Raw genomic sequence first — 23,448 nt, forward strand, 5'->3', positions numbered from 1 at the left:
GAGACGACCGGACGATTCGCATGAGGAAGCTATAAGTGACCGCCTCACCGACGATACAGCAATGACGAGCGTCAGGAACTACACCATCATCTACGCGCTGTTGCTGGCAGCCGGCACCGGCAAGTTCCTCTTCACCGAGATATCAGCCATTCCGCACGATCTCGCAATCGGCGGAATTCTGGTACTGGCGTTGATCAAGGTCCTGCTCATCGCCGGGTTCTTCCAGCATCTCAAGGACGAGCCCCGCTCGGTCTCCTACACGATGGGCCTCTCGGTGTTCATGGTGTTCCTGCTCGTACTCGCCGCCGGGTACTCGATCCAGTAAACCGCGCGCACGGACGAACGTGTCGACCGTTCGTATTTGCTCGTTGGCCGCCCACCGGCCGCGCTCGGGGGCGGCCTCGACCGACGGGGCAGCGCGTCAGCGCTCGCGCGCCAAAATCGGCTCACCCCGAGAGTTCGAAGCGAACGGTTCCCTCCTCGGTTCGGTTCATGTTGTTATCGAGGAGGCCGGCCGCCTCGTACGAGATGGGGCCCGGCACCTGGTGAGCGTGGGGCCCGGGCTCGTCCCCGACGTAGATGACATTCGGATCGGTACCGACGTCGGCCAGGAGCTGCCACGTCGAGACGCTGGTTCCGGCCGCGGTGTCGACAAGCTCCCTGGCGCCCTCCTCGGTCATGCCATCCGCCGCGTCCGCGGCTGGCTCCTGCTCGCCTCTGAGGATGGCGATCGCCGTCTGCAGTTCCTCGTTCGGCGGTTCCGCCGCCTCGAGCCGCGATAGCGGTACGTCCTCGAGGTACTGTCGGGGATCGCTCTCCGGGTCGTTCATATCGCCGAACTGGATGGCGCCCGGCGGACAGGCATCTTCGCACGCGGTACGCCCGATGAACTCCTCGCCGCGCGAACCGTCCTGACGTGACGGACAGAAGGTGCACTTGCTCATGACGCCGCGCGGCGCCCGGCTCGACACCGGGCGACCGCGAGCGTCGTAGTAGTGATCCTCCTCGATCTCGCTCAGCGGAACGTTCGGTTCGTCCCACTGGAAGTAGTTGACGCCGTAGGGACAGGCCACCTGGCAGTAGCGACAGCCGATGCAAACGTCGTAGTCCGTCAGCACGAGCCCGTCGGACGCGCGCGTGTGACGGGCCGTCGTCGGACACACCTTCTCGCAGGGCGCGTCGGTACAGTGCTGACAGGGCCTGATGAGTCTGCCCTGCCCGGAGTTGAGTTCCGCCTCGGGGTCGTCCCAGTCGAGGACGTACATCCAGTTCATGCCGGGATCCCACCGGTGTTCCTCCTGACACGCCTGGATGCACGCCAGACAGCCGTCGCAGACTTCGACGTCGAGGCTCATTCCCCACTGAACGCCGGACTCGTCCCCGTCTTCGGCTGCTGTGGCCGCCTGGGCCGTGTCCGCTTCGTCGTCGACCGTCCCCAGCGCACCGAGGCCCAGGAACGCCCCGCCGGCGCCCATCTTCTTGAGGACCTCGCGTCTGTCGACGTCGTCGCCGAAGAGACCGGCTCCGTCGTCAGCGTCCACGGCGGTTTCGTAGGCCTCGAGCGTGGGGCGGTCGTCCCGTCCGAACTCGGCTTCGACCGCCTCGTGGTAGCGGTCGTGGAACGCGGCCTCCGAGAGTTCGCCCTCGGTGACCTTCATGGCGTCCCTGGCCATCTCCATTCCGAGCTGGGTGTCGTACTCGGTCTCTTCGAGCATCGCCTCCAGTTCGGCCTCCCACTCGGCTCCCATCGGATGGAAGGATTCTTCGTCCGCTTCGTCCGATCCGGACGGTACTTCGGTCATTGCGATCCCCCATCCGGATCCTCCGCGAGGCGGCCGTCGATCGATGCTGCCGACCCTCCCGATCGAATGCGCACGACGAACCCTGACATAGCCTTTCGTGGCGGCTTTCAACAACGATCCCTATATAACCGTATCCCGGCTGAGAAACCGGTCAATCGCGCCGGTATTCGACGAGCTCCCGGCCGGCGTCGACGGATCCCGGCGTGCAGGCGGGGAATTATAACGGCGAACGGTGTAGAGGCGGGCCATGGAGAACCGGGACGAGTCCGCGCCCCCATCGCGACGGCGCTTGCTCTATCTCGCAGCGGGCGGGTCCATCGCGGGGCTCTCGGGGTGTCTCAACTTGCCGCCGGCGGACGGAGAACTCGCCCACCGGGAGCCGCCGGCGGACTACTGCCTGGACGACCTCGAGGAGGACGTCCCCGAGAGCGAGCGGACGTCGCTGAGCATCAGCGGAATCGACCGAAAACCCCCGGGTGAACTCACTTCGAAACAGGAAGCTGGCTACGTGTGCCACGCGGTCGACGGTAATCTCTGTGGAAACTGTCGGTTCTACATCGACGACAAGAACGGCGACGCCATCGGCGCCTGCACGGAAGTGGCCGGGCAGGTTCGATCGGTCGACTGGTGCGGGCTATGGGCGCCGCGCGAGGAGATCGCGACGGACGAGGCGGCCGAATCCGTCGAAATCGAACCCGGAACGCGCATCGAATTCGACGGCCAGACGTCCGGCTGGGTCGGTATCGCGCCGAGTTCGATCGAGGGCCTGACGAACCCGTCGCTCGTCCTCCACGACGGTGAATCCTACGAGATCGGCTGGAGTCAGGGCGACGGCGCCCCCCACAATATCGCGATCTACGGGGACAGCAACGAGGTCATCGACGGTCTGCAAACGCCGATCGTCGAGGATCCCGGCGACGATCAGTGGCTCGAGTTCGAGGCCAACAGCGAGATGGTGACCTACATCTGCGAGGTCCACCCGAACACGATGGTCGGAGAGATCGATCTGGCGTGAGGGACGCTCGCTTGCTCCGCCACCGGTAATTGGGATCGAGATTCCAACCGACCGAGTCGCTCGCCAGTCGTGGGTCAGCAGTACGGTTCGCAGACTCGCTCGATCCCCGATTCCAGATCGACGGTCGGTCGCCACCCCGTCGCCGCACGCGGTTTACCGGCGTCGGCGAGCGTGTCGTGGACGTAGACGTCCGCCGGGATCGGGTTTTCGACGTACTCGGGATCGACGGCGGTACCGAGCGCCTCGTTTATCATCGCGACGACCGCTTCGAAGTCGGTGGCTCGTCCGGTTCCGACGTTGTAGATTCCGTCGAGTTCGTGCTCCGCGGCACGCTCGAACGCGCGAACGACGTCGTCGACGTGCGTGAAATCCCGCGTCTGGCTTCCGTCGCCGTACAGCTCCGGCGGCTCCCCGCCGGCGATGTCGGCCGCGAACTGCGCGATCACGTTGGTGTACTGGTCCTTGTGCGCCTCGGCGCCGTCGTAGCCCTGGTAGACCGAGAAGAGGCGGAGACCGGCCGCGCTCATGCCGTAGTGGTGCGAGACGTACTCGGCGTAGCGCTCGCGGGCCAGCTTCGACGCCTCGTAGCCCGTCCGAGCGGTCACGGCTACGTCCTCGGGGGTGGGCTCCGTCCGGCTCCCGTAGATCGACGACGTCGACGCGTAGACCACCGTATCGCAACCGTCTCGACGGGCCTGATCGACCACGTTCGCGAATCCCTCGACGTTGATGCGCGCGCCGTCGGCCGGATCGGCTTCGTGCATCGGGTACGACGAGCGTGCTGCCAGGTGAAAGACGACGTCCACGTCGGTCGGGAGGTCGTCCTCGAGGACGCTCCGCCGCCGGTACTCGACGGCGGGCTCGAGGTTCGCCGGCGTTCCGAGCGATTCGTCGTCCACGGCGATCACGTCGTGTTCTGCGGAGAGCGCATTTGCGAGGTTCGACCCGATGAAGCCGGCGCCGCCCGTGACGGAGACGCGAGTGTTCCGCATGGGCGCGTAGACGGTGGCATCGTGGAAAGTGCCCGAACATGCGAGTGACGGGCCCTCGAGACGGACGGGGCGACGGCTCAGAACCCGCGCGACGTCCGCACGAACGTCGGCGTCCCCGGATCGGCCGCGTCGGCCCAGCCGAGCGCGCGGAGCGCGTTGATCGCGTCGACGGTCGAAACCGCCGAGTACGGTTCGTCCCGCTCGAGGCCGGCGGTCCCGGGGATCCGGTCGAGGAGTTCGTCGAGCGCGATTCGGTCCCCGTCGATTCGGTGCATCGCGGCTGCAACCCTCGAAACCGCTCCACCGCAACCGCTTTCGCTGCCGAGCCCATCACCATCCGTTTCGACGCGCTCACCGTCCGCCGCGGAGTCACCCGGCGAGTACCGCTGGACCTTCGAGTCGATCCGCCGACGGAGGTCTTCGTGCGTCCGCGCGCCGACGCGCTCGGGCGACCGAACGGTCCGGAGGTGCTCGACGAGCGAGCGGTTCGCCGCGACCGCGTCGTCCCACCGTTCGACCGCCCGGACGACGAGCGATTCGAGGTCCTCGATCGGCCCGACCAGCGGGTGGTCGTCGGGCACGCAGTCGTACACCCACGGCTCGTCGCGCAGGCACAGCACCTGCCCGCTCGCGGCCTGCTCGAACCAGGTCCGGGCGAGCGTCTCGTACTCGCTGGCGCAGATCGCGAGATCCCCGCGTGCGAGGGCCCGTTCGTACGTCTCGCGGTCGGCGCGCGGACGAGCCTCGACCCACTCCCGCTCGGCGTACCTCGCGGGGAGATCCTCCACGCTCGTCACGAGGGTCCGGATTCCGAACCGCTCGCGGAGCGTCTCGGCGACGTCGAAGACGACGTCCGCGCGTTTCTTCTCCCAGAGCGAGCCGGCGACGTGGAGCCACTCGGGTTCGTCGGGGTACGTTTCCTCGAACCGGTCGAACTCGACGGGGCTGTAAATCACGCGACTCCGGTCCAGCGTCGCCTCGAGGACGTCCGGGCGGAGGAAGTCGGCGGCGTGTTCGCGGAATTCGCGGGCGTCGACCGGCGCGGTGAACCAGGCCCCGTCAGCGAGGGCGATTTCGCACAGCTCCATCCGTCCCTGGTAGGCGTTCCGATAGGAGCAGTAGCGGTACTTCCTGGGGATCTGCAGGTCGTGAACGTTGGCGACGACGTCGAACGGCCGGACGCGCGCCGCCCACTGGTCGACGCGTTCGAGCAACCACTTCACGAGCGTTCGACGCCCCACGCGACGGCCGTCGACGACGACGTCGACGAACCCGCCGGGCTCGTAGATCTCCCGCTCGATCGCCTGCAGTTCGGCGTCGCTGTAGCCGCCTTCGGTGAACATCGCCGTCGGCTCCAGCTCCGCGCCCGCCGGCTCGGCCTCCAGCAGGGTCACCCGCTCCCGATCGGCGTGGACGTCGGCCGCGTCGTAGTCGGCCGCCTCGCGCGGCGGGAGGAGCCAGTAGACGTGGACGCGCGGATCCCGGTCGAGCCACGCGCTCACCCAGGCGATCGCGTCGTTGACCGTGCCGTTGGCGGAGAGGTCGTCGCGACGGTACACTTCCGGGATCAACAGTATCCGCATCGGTTTCCGGGCCCTACTACGAGGAGGGGCTTACACCTTCCACGGACGAGGGCTGCACTGTCACCGTCGGCGATTATGTCGCCCGCTCGCATACTTCGTAGAACCGCATGGACGAGTCGTACGGCGCGTCGACCGGTGACGGGTTCACCGCCAGAGGGACGCGGTGGCTGTTGCTCACCGGAAACAGACTCCTCGTTTCGCTCCTCTTCCTGCTCGGCGTCGGTTCGGCGTTCGTCGTCGTGGCGATCCTCGAGCTCGCGACGGTGACCACTCCCCGGCGCATGATGTGGTTCCTCAACGGCGCCGTCAACGGACTGTTGACGCTGATTCCCATCACGGTCGGCGTCAACCAGATCGTCCTCTCCCACGAATTCGGATCGATCGAGGACCTCCGCGAGCGGCGTACGACCGTCACGGAATTTCGAGAGCGCGTCGAGGACCTCGCCGAAACCGGCGTGGCCTCGCCCCACGCGTCGACGTTCTTTCAGACGCTGCTCTCCGCGATCTCTGCGACGGCCGAAGAGCTCCAGCACCGGTCGGCCCCGCCTGAAGGAGGGCGGACGACGCCGGAAATAGGGTCGATCGCCGAATCGATCGGCGGCGAAGCGGATCGTGCGAACGAGGAGCTGGATGCGAACGGGGAGAGCATGCTCCGGACGTTGCTCGTCGTCCTCTTCTACAGAAATAGCCACCAGTTTCACGAAATTAGACGGCTGCGAGAGCGATCTTCCGACCGCGGAGAAGGGGGTACGGACGGCCTCCAACGAATGTACGAGTTGTTCCTCGAGGTGGACGCCGCGCGACAGTTCCTCAAAACGGTGGTCGTCGAACGGCAGCTGGCCCGCCTCTCGCGGTACCTCGTCTACACCGGGATTCCGGCGGTGACGGTCGCCGCGGTCGGCATTTTCACCTACCGCGACATCGCGGGCGTAACGCTGCCGCGCGTCGCGCTCGTCGCCGTCGCGGGAACGATCGTCGTCTCGACGCTCGCCCCGCTCGCCGTCCTCAGCGCGTACGTGCTCCAGGTGGCGACGATCGCGCGTCGGACGGCCGCGTACGGTCCGTTCGTCCCCGAATCGGACGAGTGACGCTCGCGCGTGGTTCGCGCGACGGGACGAGTGGTCACGGGTCGCCATCGAACGCACGCTCGGTTTCGAAATCGCGAGGCTCCGACGGATCCCGCTGGCGGCCCGGATGCTGCTCGCTGCAGAACTAAGTGCACGACCCGTGTCGGGGAGCAGCGGTGAGACACCGTGACCGACGACGAAGCTAGTCAGACGACGACCGATCACGAGACGATCCGGGAGTGGGCGGAAGAGCGCGGCGGTCGCCCCGCGCGCGTCGAAGGAACGGGCGACGGCGACGGCGGGCTCCTCCGAATCGACTTCGGCGACCAGGACGATGACCTCGAGGAATTATCCTGGGACGAGTTCTTCGATGAGTTCGAGGACAGCGACCTCGCGCTCGTCTACGAGGAGGACAGTCGGTTCTCGAAGCTCGTGAATCGCGACGCGGCATGACCGACGAGGTCGACGACCGTAACGGGCCGTCCGCCGGCCAGCCCCTCGTGAGCGTCGTCCTTCCGACGTACGAGCGCGCACCCGCGCTCCAAGGGGCCATCGACAGCGTCCTCGACCAGACGTACGATGAGGTCGAACTGATCGTGGTCGACGGCGGGTCCACGGACGGGACGCGGGCGGTCGTCGAGTCCGTCGAGGATCCGCACCTGACGTACGTCCGACGGGACTCGCCGCGAGGGGTGAGCGCCGCGCGAAACCTGGGGATCGACCGATCGAACGGCGACCTCGTCGCCTTCGTCGACGCCGACGACCGCTGGCGCCCGGAGAAGCTCCGAGAGCAGGTGTCGGCGCTGCGAGGCAGCCCACCCGAGTACGGCGTCGCGTACTGCGGCATCGGGAAGCGGGACGGCGAGCCGATCGCCCGCGCAGGCGCGTCCGGCGACGTGCGCGAGGACCTTCGCCACCTCGCCGTCCCGACGTACACCTCGACGCTCCTCGCGCGGCGGGGCGCACTCGAACGCGTCGGCGGGTTCGACGAATCGCTCCCGTGCTTCGAGGACTGGGAGCTCTGTCTGCGCCTCTCCCGCGACTGTGCGTTCGCGTACGTGGACGAACCGCTCGTCGAGAAGGGGGCCGAGACGCCGGGCGAGAACGTCTCGGCCGACCCCGCGAACCTCGCGATCGCCGTCGACCGACTCTTCGCACGGTACGACCTCCCGCGCGACGCGCGGGCGCGGCTACTCGCCGACGTCGGTGCGACGTACTGCGAGTCCGGCGGCGTCCGGGAGGGACGGCGGTACCTCGCTCGAGCGGTGCGCCTCGACCCGACCCGGTTGAATCCGATCGCGGCGTACCTGTTCTCGCTCACCGGCTCGGACGCCGCGTACGGGGCCGGAATGGGCGGCGTGTACGCCTTCCAACGGCGGTTGCGCCGGTTCGTCGGAGCCGGCGTCGAGGCGTCCGACGGGGTGATCGGTCGATGAGGGGCCCGTCCGGACCGGATCCACCTCCGTCCGAACCGAACGTCCTCCTGATCGTCGTCGACGCCTGTCGTGCCGACGCGCTCGGGCCGTACGGCGCAAGCGTATTCGACCGCCGGGGAGAGCCGGGATCGGACGCTTCGCATCGCCCCGCGGAAACGCCAGCGGCGGCGTCGCTCGCGGCCGGCGGGACCGTCTTCCGCCGCGCGATCTCCCCGGCTCCGTGGACGTTGCCGAGCGCGACGAGCCTGCTCACCGGGCTGGATCCCGCCGAACACGGGGCAACCTCGCTGCGCTACGAGTACGACGGCGACCGCGGGCGCCGCCCCCTCCAGCAGGCCCTCTCTTCGGCGGGCTACCGGACGATCCACCTCTCGCCCAAAACGTGGATCGGCGACTGGCTCCCGCAGGGGTCCGGATTCGATCGCGTCGACGAGTTCACCGGGCCCGACCACCGCCGCTTCGAGGGCGGCCGAGACGTCCGCGAGCTCTCCCGGGGCGTGGCCCGCGGGCCTCGGTGGTACGCGACGGTGATCCGACGCGCGCTGGCCGCCGACGCACCGCTGCGCAGCCTCGGGAACGCCGCGGCGTTCAAACTGTCGGAGGCGACGGGGGACGCCTGGCTGGACGACGTCCGCGCGTCCGAGCGGGCGGTCCGGCTCGCCGACGAGCGATTCGCCGAGGCGGCCGCGAATCCCGACGGTCGGCCGTTCTTCATGTACGTCCACCTCATGGACCCGCACCTGCCGTTCTACGTCCCGGCGGACCACCGGACGGACGCGGTGCGCCCGCCGGGCTGTGACGACTACGCCGACGAACGCCGGTACCTGGCGTCGCTGATGGATGATCTCTGGGCGATCCGCACCGGTGACCGACGCCTCTCGCCCGACGAGGTGACGTACCTGCGAACGCGCTACGCCGACGAGGTTCGGTACGCCGATCGCGCGGTCGGGCGGTTGCTCGACTCCCTGAACGAGCGCGGATTGTCCGACCGGACCGTGGTCGTGCTCACCGGCGACCACGGCGAACACCTCGGGGAGCGCGTCGTCGCGAGCGACTCCCGCGACGGCGCCGAGGCGACAGAACGAACCCGCGACGGGACGGAGCGGACCCTCCTCGACCATCAGGCGTCGATCCGCCTTCCCCTCTTGCGCGTCCCCCTCGTCGCGCGCTACCCGGGCGTCTTCGACGGCGGGGAGCGGACGGACCTCGTACAACCCCACTACGTGGCGGAGACGGTCCGGGCGCTCGCCGGGCTCGAGTACGATCCGTCGCGGTCGTTGCTACCGGACGACGATCACCGGAGCGTCGCCCGGGCGTCGTACGAGGGCGTCGTGCGATCGCACCCGCCCGACGGCGTCCCGACCGAGAAGCTGTTTCGTCGGCGCCGAACCGCCGTTCTCGGCCGGTGGAAACTCGATCTCGTCGTCGGCGACCGGTCCGGACCGTCGGAGTCGACCGCGACGACCGGAACCGTCGGATCGGCCGGAACGGGCGACAGCGCTCGCTTCCGTGCGAGTCGGATCGACTGGGGCGCGAACGAGGCGGAAACCGTGCCCCTCGACGCGATCCCAGACGACGTCCGAACCCGTCTCGAGGACGCGCTCGGGACGATCGACGCCAGCGCGACGGACGACGCGGAGTCGGCGGACGAGGGAAGCGGCGGTGACGCTGCCGTTGATCGAACCGGATCCGACGCGGGGGACGCCGACGAGCGAGATATCCCCGCCGGCGTCGAAGATCGCCTCTCCCAACTCGGGTACCGGTGACGATGCGTATCTGTCTGCTCTCCGACGGCTACCCGCCGTGGGATGCCGGCGGTGCCCAGACCATCACCGCCCGGCTGGCCGAGGGGTACGTCGACAACGGGCACGACGCACACGTAATCACGACGGTCGACGACCGGGCGGACCGCGGTCGATCGATCGAGAACGGCGTCGTCGTCCATCGGGTGTGGACGCCCCGGCCGCGCTGCGTACTCCCGTACCTCACGCTACGAAATCCGCTGGTCGCCGACGCGCTTCCGGGGCTTCTCACCGACATCGCACCCGACGTCGTCCACGCGCACAACGTCCACTACCTCTCCAACGAGAGCCTCCGAATCGCGGACGAACGCGGCCTCCCCGTCGTGAAGACGTTCCACGACGCGGGAACCGTCTCCTACGGCGAACTCACGACCGTGGCCGACCGCGCCCCTGACGGATTCGCGGACGACGCCGACGCTCCGGCGCTCCCGGACTCGGCGTACAAAGTCTCGCCGGTCGAGCAGGCGCTCGAACAGAAGCTCCGCTACGTCCCGATTCGCAACCCTGCCAACCGTCGCTGCCTCTCCCGGTGCGTCGACGTCGGGATCGCCGTCAGCAGGGCGCTCCGACGAGGACTGGCCGTCAACGGCGTCGACTGTTCGCGGGTGATCCACAACGGAGTCGACGCCGCACGGTTCGATCGCGAAGCGGACGTCGCGGCCCCCGCGGAGGCCGAGTTCCGCCGCCGACACGGGCTCGGCGACGGCCCGTTCGTCTGCTTCGCCGGCCGAACGAGCTACGAGAAGGGCGCGGCCCACCTCGCCGCCGCGTTCGCAGACCTCGTCGAGAACCGAGGAGCCGAAAGCGAGAACGGCCTCACGAACGCACGGCTCCTCGTGACCGGCGACGATAGCTACGTGGCGGACATGCGCCGCATCGCCGGTCCGGCCGCCGATCGCATCGTCGCGACCGGGTGGATCCCCCGACCGGCCCTCCGAACCGCGCTGCGGTCGGCTCGCGTCGTCGCCTCGCCCGCCGTCTACCTCGATCCGTTCCCGACCGTCAACCTCGAGGCGTTCGCGGCCGGGACGCCCGTCGTGACGACGGCGTTCGGCGGCGCGTCCGAACTCGTCGACGACGGCGTCGACGGACGAATCGTCGATCCGCGCGACGTGCGGGCGCTCGCCGACGCGCTCGGGCCGATCCTCGGAGACGCCGATCGCGCGTCCGCCTGCGGGGCTAGCGGCCGCGAGAAGGTTCGCGATCGCTTCACCCTCGACGCGCAGGTCGAGGCGTACCTGGAAGTGCTCGAAGCGGTTCGTTGGGGCCAGAGACCACCCGACGAGGAGGGAACGACGCCTCCTCACGAAAGCAAGTGGTAGCTATTTACAGACGCGCGGTGTCGACGTACGCATGGATTTCGTTCCGAGCCTTCGGTCGACGGAGCAAAGTCGTCGCGCATCGGCGATCGATCCGACCGGTCGAGCGAGCGCATCCGTCGAACGGGGTGACCGGCGGTGACCGACGTCGGCGTCTGGTTCGTCGGCGCTCGGGGGAACATCGCGACGACGGCGATCGTCGGCGCGCTGGCCATCGCCCGGGGCGAAACGGCCACGACGGGGATGGTCACCGAGCGACCGCCCTGCGAGACGCTCGACCTGCCGGACGTCGGCGACCTGACCTTCGCCGGTCACGACATTCGGAATCGCAGCCTCCGCGACGCCGCCGAACGGCTCGAAGCCGGCGGTGGCGTTCCGTCGAACGACACGATAGAGGCGGTCGCGGACGAACTCGAGACGATCGACGAGCGCGTGTGCCGCGGGACGGCGCTGAACTGCGGGCCCCGGGTGAGGGAACTGGCCGACGGTCCCCCGCTCGAGGCGGACCGATCGGTCGCCGAGATCGTCGAACGGCTCCGCGACGACTACGCCGCGTTTCGCGACCGCCACGATCTCGATCGGGTGATCGTCGTCAACGTCGCCTCGACCGAACCCGAGCTGTCGAACCCGAAACGCTACGCCGATCGGGCGGCGATCGAACGGGCGATCGAAGCGGACGACCGCGAGCTGCCCGCGAGTTCGCTCTACGCGTACGCCGCGCTCGCCGACGGGCACCCCTACGCGAACTTCACGCCGAGTCCCGGCAGTTCCCTCGGCGGGCTGCGTGAACTCGCCGTCGACGAGGACGTCCCCCACACGGGCGCGGACGGGAAAACCGGCGAATCGCTCGTGAAGGCGGCGCTCGCCCCGATGTTCGCCGGGCGGAATCTGCGCGTCATGAGCTGGGAGGCCCACAACGTCCTCGGGAACACGGACGGCCACGTCCTCGAAGACGATCGGAACAAGGCCGGAAAACTGGCGAGTAAAGGGGGAATTCTCGACGGGATACTCCCGGAGATCGACCACGATCGCGTTCGAATCGACTACACGCCGTCGCTCGGCGACTGGAAGACCGCCTGGGACTACGTCCACTTCGAGGGCTTCCTGGAGACGGAGATGAAAATGCAGTTCACGTGGGAGGGCTCCGACTCGGCGCTGGCGGCGCCGCTGACGCTCGACCTCGCGCGCCTGCTCTCCCACGCCGACGAGCGGGGCGAGTCCGGCCTCCAGCGCCACCTCGCCTCGTTTTTCAAGGCCCCGGTCGACGTCGACGAGCACGACCTCTCCCGACAGCTCGACATGCTGTCCGAGTACGTCGAGGAGCGGACGGGGGAGCGTCCCGGCGAACCGTTGCCGTCCCCTGAAGCGCGAACCGATTGACGGTGGTTCCGACGGGCGGCGGGAACGGGCGGTCGTATCGTCGGTTCGTTCGTCCTCCCGCTAGTGCACCGCCCGGACCGGTTCGTCGGCGCCGAGGAAGCCGCGAGCGGCGAGCGCGGCCGCGACGACGGTCCTCCGAGCGCGCCGGTCCTGGGCCAGCAGGAGCGTCAGGTACGTGGCGACGCCCAGAGCGCTAACGAGCGCGACTTCACCCGGCCCGGGGGCGGAGCCGAGCCGGGTGAGTCCGGCCACGACGGCGGCCATCCCCGCGGCGCTTCGAAACTGGATCCGGAGCGGGTCGGGGAATCGAGGGACGGTCGCACCGTTCCGGCGGAGCGCCCTGTGGAGGCGATCCCAGCGGAGCGACTCCGCGGCGATCGTCGCCGCGATCACGCCGATCGGACCGACGGTCAGGACGAGGGGGACCCCGAGCGCGAAATTGACGGCGACGGTCACCGCCGAGATTCTGAAGGCGGTGTCCGGTCGCCCCATCCCCTTGACGGCGCTGTCGAGGGGTTCTCGCTGGGTCTGGAGGATCCGATAGACGGCGATCCCCCCGAGCAAGGGGACGGTCGCCGCGTACGCCGAGCCGTAGATCGCCTCGACGACGGCGTCGCCGAGGAAGACGACGATCACGAGCAGCGGGATCGCGATCGCGCTCGTGTAGGAGATCGCGGCCGTGACGGTCTCGCCGATCGCGAGATCCCTGCTCGACAGATCGCTAACTTTGCTGATGAGCCCGTCCATCACGACGCCCGAGACGAGCGTCGCCAGTCCCGTCACCGAGAGGGCGACCTCGTAGAAGCCGACCGACGCCGTCAATCCGACCCACCCGAGAAGGAAGACGTCGAACCGGGTGTAGGCCTTCCCGACGATGTTCGTGGGGACGTTGTACCTCGCGTACTCCCAGACGCGGACCGCCGTTGCCCGGGTCGGGACCGCAGGTCGAAGTCCGAGGAGCCAGAAGAGGACGGGCAGGAAACACAGGGTTGCGACGACGAATCCCGCGGTCATCCCCGTCACGCCGAAGCCGAGGACGACGAGTCCGAACTGGAGGACGGTCTTCAGCACCTCCCGACCCAGGTCGATCCAGTGGGTGACGCCGAACCGTCCCGTTCCCGCGAGCAGGAACTGGAGCGGGAGGAACGTCGACATCGAGACGAAGAGCGCGACGGCGAGGACGGGCGCGTTCGGGATCCCGGTGTACGCGATCAGGAGGTCGCGACCGACGAACGCGAGGGTCGCGGCGACGGTCCCGCAGGCGACGGTCGCGCCGAGGGTCAGCCCGAGGAGCTCCTCGTTCGACGTGTCCACCTCCGCGAGGCGCTTCTGGCACGCCCCGCCCAGGCCGTGCGGGACGCGGTTCGCGAACTGGACGACCGAGAGCAGGAGGAAGAAGCCCCCGAACACCGCTGGACCGAGCTCGCGGGCGAAGTACGCGGTGGCCGCGAAGCCGAACAGGTACATCGCCAGCCTCGCAGCTACCCCTTTGAGCGTTTCGCGGCCGAACGAAACGTCGTCTGGCGTGGTCATTATCGCCTCGTTGCCCGGAGCCAACGATCCGCTACTCCGGGACAGCGGTTGATTACCGTCGACGAATCGGTGCGCGGCACACCCCACCTCGGGGGATGCCCGTTGAGAACTTTCCGGTCACCGTCGGCCGTGCGAGTCGGTCACGTTCCGACGTTAGACAGGTAATTCGGCGTTACCCATCACGCGTCCGACGGAACGGGTTCTGAGCGACGAGTTCGTTCAGGAACGGAGAGGGGCGTGACAGCTATAAGCGATCGAACGGCGTGGAGTGGCCATGGCGTTCGTTCCGTCAGCTCCGTCGACGGAGCAACTGCGGAGGGAGGAGACGAACGGGGCCGGGACGGAGTTCGACGACGGACGGGTTTCGTTCCCATGAGAATCCTGCTCGCCGCCCACGCCCTCCCGCCGGCTACCCGCGGGGGAACCGAACTGTACACCGTCCGCCTCGCCGAAAAATTCGCCGCCCGAGGACACGCCGTGACCGTCGCCGCACCGCGAGGTGCGGACGCCACCGTCGAGGGGGCCACCGTCGTCGAACTCCCGGACGCCGCCCCTCGACCCGAAGACGGCGTCGGCCTCTCCCGCGCCGCGGGCGTCGAGCAACCCGAAATCGACGACGCCGTCTCGACCCTGTTCGACGAGGGCAGTTCGACGGCGGATATCGTCCACCTCCAGCACTTCAAAGGACTATCGTCGGGAATTCCGTCCCTGTGCGCCGACCGCGGCGTCCCGTGCATCGCGACGCTCCACGATTTCTGGACGCTCTGCCACCGCGAGCAACTCAGGAAACCCGACGGCACGCCGTGTTCCGGTCCGACGTCGATCGCCAAGTGCGCGGAGTGCTACGCGGACGCGGTCGCGCGGTTCGCGGCCGAATCGTCGGACGGGACCGACGCGGAGCGGATCCGCCCCGGCCTCGAGTCCGGTTTCGCCGATGCCGTGGCGCGCCGAACGCGCGGCCTCCGCCGAGCGCTCGGCGACTGCGACCGCCTCGTGTCGCCGTCCCGGTATCTGCGGGACGTCTTCGTCGACTTCGGATTCGATTCGGCTCGAATCGTGCATCGACGGAACGGAATCCGAACCGACGAGTTTCGCGGCTCGACGTTCGATGCCGACACGCCGCTCCAGATCGGGTACGCCGGCCGAATCGCCGAGTCGAAGGGAGTCCACCTGCTCGTGGAAGCGCTTGATCACATCTCGGCGGACGTCGACCTCCACGTCCACGGCAGCTTCTCCCCCGACGAGGAGCCGTACCACGCGAGCCTTCGGGACGCCGCGAGGCGAATCGAGGGGAGCGCGGAGCGGGATCGGATTCGGTTCCACGGCAGCTATCCCGATGCGCCCGCCGTCTTCGACGCGCTCGACGTCTTCGTCCTGCCCTCGATCTGGGTCGAGAACAGCCCGCTGGTGATCCAGGAGGCATTCGCCGCCGGCGTCCCCGTCGTCACCGGCGATCGCGGCGGGATGGCTGAACTCGTTACCCACGGCGACGACGGCCTCACCGTCCCCGTAGGCGACGTCGACGCGCTCGCCGAGGCGCTCGAGCGCCTCGCCGTCGATCCCGAACTCGTCCGGCGGCTCAGGGCCGGCGTCGAACCGCCGACAGAGCTGGACGACCACGCGACCGAACTGCTGGCGCTCTACCGCGAGCAGCTTAGAGCGGACGGGAGCGACGAGTCCGGCGGACGACCCGAAGGGCGAAACGAATCCGGCGGGAGGCAGTCCGCCGGAGCCGACGCGGCGGAGGAAAGCGAGAACCCGTACGGGACGAACCGGGATGACCCATGAGCTCGATCCTCATTCTCACCCGCGAACTCCCGTACCCGCCGAACGCGGGAGACCGCATCGTGACGCACGGCTACGTTCGGGGCCTCGCAGAGCGCGGTCACGAGGTGCACGTTCTGACCTACAGGTCGGGCGAGTCGCTCGCGGACGTGGCCGAGCTTCGCGAGCACTGCGAGTCCGTTGTCCGCATTCCCGGAACATCGTCTCCGCTCCCCCCGGCGGCGAGAACGCTCGCCAAGGCGGCGCGCGGACGGTCGGACGTGATGGCCATGTTCGACTCGTCCACATTTCGCGAGGCGACGGCCCGCCGCGTCGCGGCCGTCGAACCGGACGCCGTCCTCGCCCAGCACCCCTACATCGGGCAGGTCTTTCGGGAGCGGTCGGTCCGCGACGCCGCGCGAGACGTCGGCGCGCAGCTGGTGACGAACGCGCACGTGTTAGAGTACGCGGCCCACGAGCGCCGCCGGGAGTTCGCCGACGACCTCCGGACGCGAGCCGAACTGGCCCTGGAGGTCCCGCGCCTCCGACGCGCGGAACTGGCCGCCTACCGGGCGTCGGACCTGACCATCGTTCTGGGAGCGGAAGACGAGCGGCGCCTGCGGAGCCGCGGCGTCGGCCCGGTCTCGCGCCAGCGGGTCGGTCTCCCGGTCGACTCGTACGAGCCGGCACCCCTGCCGCCCGGACCGGCGCCCGCAGGTAACGGCGGGGTCGTCGAAGACCGGCACGACCCAGGTGCGGACGCTCGACGCAGTTCGAGCCACCGAGGGAAGTCCGCCCGAGGGTCGGATCCCGATCGCCTCCTCTTCTTCGGCTCGTACGACTGGTTCCCGAACGAGGACGCGGCGCTCGTCCTCGGCCGGCGGATCTTCCCCCGGATTCGAAACGCACGTCCCGAAGCGGAACTCGAACTCGCCGGTCGCGGCGCGAACGACCGGATCGAGTCTCTCGGCGATCGCCCCGGTATTACCTTCCGCGGCGAGGTCGCGAATCTCGAATCGGTCGTCCGCAGCGCGGACGTCGTAGTCGCACCGCTCCGCGTCGGCGGCGGCGTCCGCATCAAGGTCCTCGAGTCGATGGCCTGGCGCCTCCCGGTCGTAACGACCGAAGCCGGGTTCGAGGGCGTGGCGGCCTCGCCGGGTGAGGACCTCCTCGTCGCCGGCGACGCGGACCAGTTCGTCGACGCGACGGTCTCGCTCCTGCGGAACGCCGACGAGCGCCGTCGCGTCGCCGCGAACGCTCGCGGGACGATCGCGGAGCGATACTCGATCGACCGAGTCGCGCCCGAAGTCGAGACCGCACTGGGCGTCTAACGGAGATCTGCCGTCGGGTTCAGTGCCGATCGGAACTCGGGATCCGGCACCCCGCCGCGAAACGTGATGCGGAACGCGAACGCACGGGCGCTGCTATCGGCTCTCGACGCGTCCGCCCGCCACTTCCCGCCCCACCGCCGCGCGAACGCGTTCCATCAACTCGAGCGTCCAGGCGCTCTGGGAAAGCGGGACCGGCGGCTGTTCGCCCCGTTCGAGCGCTTTCGCGGCCTCGTTGATCAGGTAGTAGTGACCGTCCGGACTCGTCTCGAGGTGGACGTCGAGGTCGTCTTCGATCCGCGATTTCGCGTAGCGAACGGCCTCGTTCCCGGCACCCTCGATCGCGAACCGGAACTTCTCGAGGTGGCGCCGAATTCGTTCGTTCTGGAAGTGGTACGGCCCGGCCGCCGCGTCGTGGACGTCCACGGTCATCGTCGGAACGTCGACGTGTAACGAGGCGTCCGTGCCGTAGATCCGAACCCCGTTGTCCCGTGCGGACCCGCTGAGAACGGTGATCGAACAGAGGACGTCGCGCTCGGTCACGTACTGGATCGTCACTCCGTCGTAGGCGACGCCCGAACGTTCGCCCTCAGCTTCCGTCTCGGTCCCGTCCCCGCCGCCGGCACCGACGCCCGGCGCTTCGGCCCCGTCACCACCGTCGTACTCGCCGAAGGTGCGGGTCCGCGCATCGATGCCCTCCGGCGTTCGCGGGGCGCCGCCGAGCCCGATCGCGAGGTAGAGCGGATGCGGTAATCCCTCCTCCAGATCCCCGCCGGGCAGGTCGAGGACCCACGCGCCGCGGTACGTTTCGTCCGGCGATCCCTCGCCGGCCGCGGTCACCTCGACGGCCCGCACGTCGCCGATCTCACCGGTCGCGACGCGTCGGCGCACGTCGCGGATCACCGGATAGTAGAGCCAGTTGTGAACGACCGAAATCGGCACGCCGGCGTCGGCGGCCGTCGATCGGAGCTGCTCAAGTTCCAGGGCCGTTTCGGTGGCGGGTTTTTGCACGAGAACGGGGACGCCCGCCTCGATCGCTCGCGACGCGAGGTCCGCGTGCGTCTGCACCGGCGTCGCGACGTGCACCCAATCGAGACGCTCGGTTTCGAAAAGGTCGTCGGCGTCCGCGTAGGCCCGGCAGCCGTACGCCGTCGCGGCTTCCCGCGCCCGTTCGTACTCGAGGTCGCAGACGGCGACCAGTTCGGTTCGCGGGTTCCGGTCGAGCGCGGGAAGGTGGTTGTTCCGCGAGACGATGCCGGTGCCGATGACGGCGGTCCCGAGCGCCATAACGGAAGCGACCACCCTCCGACCGAAATAGACCGCCCCGTCAGTGGCAGCGTCCCTCCTGGCCCTCGACGGCGAGGCGAAGCGATAGCGACGAGTTACCGGTGAGCACGTCCCCCCTCCGAAGACACAGTCCTCAGTTCGGTCTCACCGGTTGAGAACTCGACGTGAAACCGAGGGGTGCGTCTCGCTCGGCCGACACCGCAAACGGCGTTCGTACTTCACCGGCGCCGAACCGGTCGTCCACTCGCGGCGGGGGGCGCCGAATCGCACCGCGCGTGGGCACTTGCCCTCGCTCACCGCCGTTCGTCCCAGACCGGACGAGCCGCTCTCGATCGGGCGGTGACGGCCGGTAGACGGGAATCACGCCTCGGTACGGTCGTGCCGACGGCGAGCCCGTCGGTCGCTCCGTGCGGAACGATCGGCATCGATCTCGTCGTCACGGAGCGCCTCCCTGACGATCGAGCGCATCTCCTCGCGGAACCGTTTGCGACCGAAGCGCGCTTCCACCCGCGCCGGATCGAGGCGAACCTCGCGACGCCGATCGGGATTCGAGAGCACGTCATCGATCTGCTCGACTGCCTCCCCGGGCGTTCGATAGCAGAGTGCGTCGCGACGGTCGACGACGTCCCGCTGGCCGCCGTTATCGGGGACGAACGCGACGGCGCCGGCGGCGACCAGTTCGGCGACCGCCATCCCGAAGTGCTCGTGACGCTTCCCGTGAAGCCCGTACCGGTGCGTACAGAGTAATTCGACCAGGTCCGCGCGCGGAAGCTCCCCCTCGATGGTGACGTGGTCCCGATCGGCGGCCATCGCCTCCAGCTCGCGACGGTAGTCGGGGTCGTAGGACGGACCGACGACGTGCTGGTGTACGTCGTGGCCCCGCTCGCGAACCTCGTCGACGATGCGGATCGTCTCGTCGACGTTCTTGTACCGGGCGAGTCGCCCGACGGTGACGAACCCGTCTTCCCGTTCGTCCCAGGGCAGCGGGTCGAAGCCGCTCGTATCGACCGGCGGGTAGACCACGCGCGGGCGGACGCCGTAGACGTCCTGGACGACGTTCGCCATCCAGCGCGAATTGGTGAGGAGTCTCCCCCGGCGGATCCGCTCGGCGTCGTAGCCGCCCGCGCGGTAGCTCAGCCGATCGTACAGGTGGTCGACGAATCCGTCTTCGCCGACGCGTTTGGAGACGACGAGCCGGCCGAACCGCGGGGTGTGGACGTACTGGACGGCCGGCGGTTCGGGACTGAGTTCGTTGTCGGTGCTCACGACGAGATCGTACTCGTCGCGGTGACGGGCGACGTGTCGGTTGAGCAGGGCGTTGCGCAGATTGTACAGGGGAACGTCGACCAGGTCCAGGGCCCGATCGACGACGGGCGCTCGTCGCACGGGAAGCGGGTCGACGTCCGTGTTGAAGTACCGATTCAGTTCTTCGAGGTCCGGCGTCGTCAGGGTGAGGAGGTGGACCTCGTGGCCGTCCTGGAGGGCCTCGAGGACGGTCATGCAAACGCCCTCCCCGCCGCCTTTCGCCGCCAGGTCGGTGTGGGCTACGGCAATACGGGCCATCTGGTGGCGACGTCCACGGCGACGGGCAAAGGTGTGGGCCGGCGAGCGACGGCGAGGGATCACGAACCGTCGCGAAGCGCGTCGAGCGCCTCGGCTCCCCGCTCGAGCGACGCCGCCGGATCGTCGGGGTCGTCGTGTTCGTAGATCAGCCACTCGGTCCCGGCGTCGCGAGCGGCCGCCGCGCAGGCGGACGGGTCGACGTCGCCCTCACCGAGTTCGACCGGACGTCCGTCGGCCGCGTCGACGTCCTTCAGGTGGACCAGCGGAACGCGTCCGTCGAGGCGCTCCAGCAGTTCGACGGGGTCGTAGCCGGCCGCGACCGCCCAGCCGACGTCGAGTTCGATCGAGAGGGCGGGACCGCTCTCGTCCGCGAACAGTTCGAACGCGCTTCGGCCCTCTTCGTCCTCGTTCGCCGCGACGCCTCCCGCCTCCTCGCCTCCGTCGAGCGCTGCGAACTCGTGGTCGTGGTTGTGGTACGCGAGGTCGAAGCCTCGCTTCTCCCATCGCCGCGCGAGCGTCTCCAGCCGTGCCGCCGTCTCGCACACCGCCGATGCGCTCTCGAAGTGCGTTTCGTCCAGGTACGGGACGACCAACCGGCGACACTCGATCGCGCCGTAGAACGAGGCGACGCCGTCGGGATCATCTTCGAGCGACTCGACGCCGACGTGGGCTCCCGCCGGAGTCAGGGTTTCCGCCTCGAGAACGGACCGCGTCCGCTCTGCCGACGTCTCCCCGAACCCCGCGAACTCCACGCCGTCGAACGCGGTCGTGCCGACTCGGGCCAGCAGCGATGGAAGCGATTCCCCGAGCGCTCGGAGCGTGTACAACTGGACCGCGGTTCGAACCATAGTGGCGGTACTCGATCGACGAAGAAAGAACGGTGGCGGTCTCTCACTCGATCTGGACGTTCATCGTCCCAGATCTCGAACGCTGCGTCCGTTTGGGGACACAGTCCGGCAACGGGACCCGCGACGATCGGACGAACGAAGCAGCCGCCCACTCACCGAATCTCGGCCCGCCGTCCGTACACGACCGGACGGTCTCACAGCTACTGGATATCGATGTCGGATTCTCGCTCCTCCGTCGAGAAGGGCGTGATAGCGACGGTGCGTTGGGCGATCGTTGCGATGCGCAAGACGAACGAGAAGAGCACGATAAGCGGAAGGATTCCGAGTATCAGGACCGCCGGAACGATAACGTCGAGATGACTCGCCGTGACTGGCGGTTCCGCCGTGCTCGCATAAATCAACAGGAGGAGGAGCGAGCTCCCGACCGCCGGCGCTCCGACGTAGAGCATGAGTTTGGACAACCGGGCGAGTTCGGACTGGACGTAAATCGATTTGAAATACTGCCGGGCGATGTCGACCTGTTTCAAACACCGTACGAGGTCGTCGAGTTCCCCGGTCGCCGCGGGCGGGAGTGCGTCCGCGGACTCCGTGCGAATCCGCAACGCTTCGTTCAGCTGTCGGGAGAAATCCGTCTCCAGCGTGGCGGCGAGCGCGCTGAACACGCCGCTCTGAGAGCGCTCGACGATCGTAGAAATGTGAGCGGTTCGGGCCGCGAGTTCGGAGACGAGATCGGCCACGTCGGCGGCGAGTTCGGAATCGTCCGCGCTCGCGACGGTGCCGTCGAATCGGCGTGCCGTGTCTCGGGTGCCGGCGAGCAGAACCGTGAGAAAGCCCGTCGGCGTGACCGGGACCGTCGGTTCGCCGGTCGTCTCGCCGACCTGCGCCCGATACTCGATGACGGCGTCGATTTGCTCGCGTAGCTCCTTCGGCGTCTTCAATTCCCGGGACAGCACGAGTTGATTGATCGAGAGGACGATCGTGAGCAGGGCCACGTTACCCGCGATGAGTCCCTGAAAGAGGTAGAGCATCCGCGTCGTGTTAGTTACGATGACGATGTCGGAATACTGGAGGCCGACGACGAAGAGGGCAAAGACGGCCGCCAACAGGCCGGCGAGAACGAGGCGGTTCCCGGTGAGCGTAAACCACGCAGCCGGGGACGAGCGGAACTTCTGCAGTCCTCGTTCGAGCCGCGCGAGGCCATCGATTCCCGTGGGAGCCATGGTCCGTGTACGGGAGAATCGGGAAAAACGCTGGTGGGACGGACCGTCACTCGACGTCCGGTCCGGAGTCGCGGTCGAGGAACGGGATTTCCTCCTCCAGGATCTCGCGCTCGAAGTAGAGGAGTTCGACGAAGAACACCGCGATGGCGATGAGGATCACGGTGACGAACGTGCCCCGCTCGGCGGTGTAGAGGTGATAGAGCATCAGGGCGAACGAGAGGGTCCCGCCGATCACCCCGACGGCCGGCCAGATCGCGGTGATTCGTTCGGACGCGCGCTGGGTAACTGCGAGCCCGCTCATCCCGCTGAAGACCACGATGAACGAGAGGGAGGCGAACGCGGTGATGGCCGAGAGGCTCCCGTACGCGGTGAACGCCGCCGTCACCGCGCCCAGGATGAGCAACGTCCTGGTCGGGACGCCGCTCGCGCTCGCGTCGCCCGCCCGGTCGGGGAGCAGGTCGTCGGTCAGCAGCCCCTTCGCGAAGTAGCCGGCCGAGAACATCGTCGCGTTGATCGCGCTCCCGGTCGAGAACAGGGCGGAGAGCGAGATGACGACGGCGGCCGCGTCCGCCAACCCGACCGGCCCCGCCATCGTCGACGCGGCGTCGACCAGCGCGGTGTGGGGATTGGTCTGGACGGCCTCCGGCGCGAGGTTGTAGGTCACCACCGCCACGAGGACGTAGATCGAGACGGCGGCCGGGATCGAGAGGGCGATCGCCTTCGGGATCGTCTCCAGCGGGTCGACGACGCTCTCCTGGTCGTAGAATAGCAACTGCCAGCCCTGGAACGCGACGAACGAGACGGCGGCCGCCACGATCGGACTGACCGTCGTGAATCGCGACGCCCCGACCGAGACGGGGTCGGACGAGACGGTGAGCGCGTAGCCGACGCCGGCCAGCCCGAACGCGACGAGTACGAGGACCTTGACCGAGGTGAGGACATTCTCCGCCGACCCCGTGGCGCGCGCTCCGAGCAGGTTCAGCGCGACGAACCCCGCGACGACGAGGACGGAGACGAACGGTCGGAGCGCGAGACCGCCGATCGACTCCGGCACCGCCGGGAGGGTGACGGAGAACTCGGCGAACGCGAACGCGTACATCGCCATCGAACCGACGTACCCGAACAGCAGCGTCCACCCGATCATCCCCGCGAGCGTCGAGTTCCCGGTGAACGACTGGACGAACGTCACAGACCCACCGCCGCCGTCGCCCTCGCTCCCGACGAGTTCGTTCAATCGAACGTACGAATAGGCGGCGCAACTCGTGACGATGCCGGCGAGGACGAACGCGAACCAGGTGGCGGCGTGGGTGATCTCGGCGACGACCCCGAGCACGGCGTAGATCCCGCCGCCGATCATGCCGCCGAGCGCGATCGAAACGGCCTCCGTGAGCCCGAAGCTCCCGTCGCTCACGGCGGATTCGACGCCGCCGCGGCAGTTATAACATGCCCTCGCGACCGCAACCCGGCGATCGGACCCTGGTTCGCCGGTTCGACCCGTCAGCGCGACCC

The 23,448-nt window shown here is 68.5% G+C and carries 19 protein-coding genes; 10 read left to right on the top strand and 9 right to left on the bottom strand.

Annotated features, from left to right (window positions below; genetic code table 11):
- Window positions 1-61: 61 nt before the first annotated feature.
- Complete coding sequence (locus tag MXA07_RS13030) at window positions 62-325, top strand: cytochrome C oxidase subunit IV family protein (RefSeq protein ID WP_247729031.1); 264 nt, start codon at window positions 62-64, stop codon at window positions 323-325.
- 121 nt (window positions 326-446) lie between these two features.
- On the opposite strand, the gene MXA07_RS13035 is transcribed toward MXA07_RS13030, so the two are convergent.
- Window positions 447-1,802 (bottom strand): 4Fe-4S ferredoxin N-terminal domain-containing protein, encoded by a 1,356-nt coding sequence (locus MXA07_RS13035; RefSeq protein WP_247729032.1) that lies wholly within the window; start codon window positions 1,800-1,802, stop codon window positions 447-449.
- Between the two features lie 247 nt (window positions 1,803-2,049).
- Between MXA07_RS13035 and MXA07_RS18305 the strand changes: the two genes are divergently transcribed.
- Window positions 2,050-2,817, top strand: a complete 768-nt coding sequence (locus MXA07_RS18305; RefSeq protein WP_425492159.1) for a high-potential iron-sulfur protein — start codon at window positions 2,050-2,052, stop codon at window positions 2,815-2,817.
- Between the two features lie 74 nt (window positions 2,818-2,891).
- Here MXA07_RS18305 and MXA07_RS13050 read toward each other — a convergent pair whose 3' ends face one another.
- Both MXA07_RS13050 and MXA07_RS13055 read right to left on the bottom strand, forming a co-directional pair.
- Window positions 2,892-3,809 (bottom strand): NAD-dependent epimerase/dehydratase family protein, encoded by a 918-nt coding sequence (locus tag MXA07_RS13050; RefSeq protein ID WP_247729033.1) that lies wholly within the window; start codon window positions 3,807-3,809, stop codon window positions 2,892-2,894.
- A gap of 77 nt (window positions 3,810-3,886) precedes the next feature.
- A complete protein-coding gene (locus tag MXA07_RS13055) occupies window positions 3,887-5,392 on the bottom strand; it encodes a glycosyltransferase family protein (protein ID WP_247729034.1) in 1,506 nt (501 codons plus the stop codon).
- Between the two features lie 107 nt (window positions 5,393-5,499).
- On the opposite strand from MXA07_RS13055, the gene MXA07_RS13060 reads away from it, so the two are divergent.
- The 6 genes from MXA07_RS13060 (at window position 5,500) to MXA07_RS13085 (ending at window position 12,396) form a co-directional block, all read left to right on the top strand.
- On the top strand, window positions 5,500-6,480 hold the full coding sequence (locus MXA07_RS13060) for a DUF7972 family membrane protein (protein ID WP_247729035.1): 981 nt from the start codon (window positions 5,500-5,502) through the stop codon (window positions 6,478-6,480).
- A gap of 165 nt (window positions 6,481-6,645) precedes the next feature.
- Window positions 6,646-6,912 carry a hypothetical protein gene (locus tag MXA07_RS13065; RefSeq protein ID WP_247729036.1) on the top strand — a complete coding sequence of 89 codons (267 nt, stop codon included), beginning with the start codon at window positions 6,646-6,648 and terminating at the stop codon, window positions 6,910-6,912.
- Window positions 6,909-7,895 carry a glycosyltransferase family 2 protein gene (locus MXA07_RS13070; RefSeq protein WP_247729037.1) on the top strand — a complete coding sequence of 329 codons (987 nt, stop codon included), beginning with the start codon at window positions 6,909-6,911 and terminating at the stop codon, window positions 7,893-7,895. Before MXA07_RS13065 ends, MXA07_RS13070 begins: the two co-directional genes overlap by 4 nt.
- On the top strand, window positions 7,892-9,661 hold the full coding sequence (locus MXA07_RS13075; RefSeq protein ID WP_247729038.1) for a sulfatase: 1,770 nt from the start codon (window positions 7,892-7,894) through the stop codon (window positions 9,659-9,661). The genes MXA07_RS13070 and MXA07_RS13075 overlap by 4 nt, the downstream gene beginning before the upstream one ends.
- Window positions 9,662-9,663: 2 nt before the next feature.
- On the top strand, window positions 9,664-11,019 hold the full coding sequence (locus MXA07_RS13080; protein ID WP_247729039.1) for a glycosyltransferase family 4 protein: 1,356 nt from the start codon (window positions 9,664-9,666) through the stop codon (window positions 11,017-11,019).
- A 135-nt stretch (window positions 11,020-11,154) separates the two neighbouring features.
- Window positions 11,155-12,396, top strand: coding sequence for an inositol-3-phosphate synthase (locus tag MXA07_RS13085; protein WP_247729040.1), 1,242 nt, complete (start codon window positions 11,155-11,157; stop codon window positions 12,394-12,396).
- 60 nt (window positions 12,397-12,456) lie between these two features.
- On the opposite strand, the gene MXA07_RS13090 is transcribed toward MXA07_RS13085, so the two are convergent.
- Window positions 12,457-13,929, bottom strand: coding sequence for a lipopolysaccharide biosynthesis protein (locus tag MXA07_RS13090; RefSeq protein WP_247729041.1), 1,473 nt, complete (start codon window positions 13,927-13,929; stop codon window positions 12,457-12,459).
- Between the two features lie 372 nt (window positions 13,930-14,301).
- Here MXA07_RS13090 and MXA07_RS13095 point away from each other — a divergent pair, with 372 nt between their 5' ends.
- Both MXA07_RS13095 and MXA07_RS13100 read left to right on the top strand, forming a co-directional pair.
- A complete protein-coding gene (locus tag MXA07_RS13095) occupies window positions 14,302-15,717 on the top strand; it encodes a glycosyltransferase family 4 protein (protein WP_247729042.1) in 1,416 nt (471 codons plus the stop codon).
- Window positions 15,714-17,024, top strand: a complete 1,311-nt coding sequence (locus MXA07_RS13100; RefSeq protein WP_247729043.1) for a glycosyltransferase family 4 protein — start codon at window positions 15,714-15,716, stop codon at window positions 17,022-17,024. The genes MXA07_RS13095 and MXA07_RS13100 overlap by 4 nt, the downstream gene beginning before the upstream one ends.
- A 93-nt stretch (window positions 17,025-17,117) precedes the next feature.
- Here the strand turns inward: MXA07_RS13100 and MXA07_RS13105 are convergent, their stop codons facing one another.
- The 5 genes from MXA07_RS13105 to MXA07_RS13125 form a co-directional block, all read right to left on the bottom strand.
- Window positions 17,118-18,308, bottom strand: coding sequence for a Gfo/Idh/MocA family protein (locus MXA07_RS13105; protein WP_247729044.1), 1,191 nt, complete (start codon window positions 18,306-18,308; stop codon window positions 17,118-17,120).
- Window positions 18,309-18,668: 360 nt separating this feature from the next.
- Window positions 18,669-19,871, bottom strand: coding sequence for a glycosyltransferase family 4 protein (locus tag MXA07_RS13110; protein ID WP_247729045.1), 1,203 nt, complete (start codon window positions 19,869-19,871; stop codon window positions 18,669-18,671).
- Window positions 19,872-19,930: 59 nt separating this feature from the next.
- Complete coding sequence (locus MXA07_RS13115) at window positions 19,931-20,719, bottom strand: sugar phosphate isomerase/epimerase family protein (RefSeq protein ID WP_247729046.1); 789 nt, start codon at window positions 20,717-20,719, stop codon at window positions 19,931-19,933.
- A 200-nt stretch (window positions 20,720-20,919) separates the two neighbouring features.
- On the bottom strand, window positions 20,920-21,939 hold the full coding sequence (locus MXA07_RS13120; RefSeq protein WP_247729047.1) for a DUF7972 family membrane protein: 1,020 nt from the start codon (window positions 21,937-21,939) through the stop codon (window positions 20,920-20,922).
- A gap of 46 nt (window positions 21,940-21,985) precedes the next feature.
- Window positions 21,986-23,350, bottom strand: coding sequence for an APC family permease (locus MXA07_RS13125; RefSeq protein WP_247729048.1), 1,365 nt, complete (start codon window positions 23,348-23,350; stop codon window positions 21,986-21,988).
- Window positions 23,351-23,448: the final 98 nt, after the last annotated feature.

Origin of the sequence: Halovivax limisalsi (assembly GCF_023093535.1) — an archaeon.
GTDB classification, from domain to species: domain Archaea; phylum Halobacteriota; class Halobacteria; order Halobacteriales; family Natrialbaceae; genus Halovivax; species Halovivax limisalsi.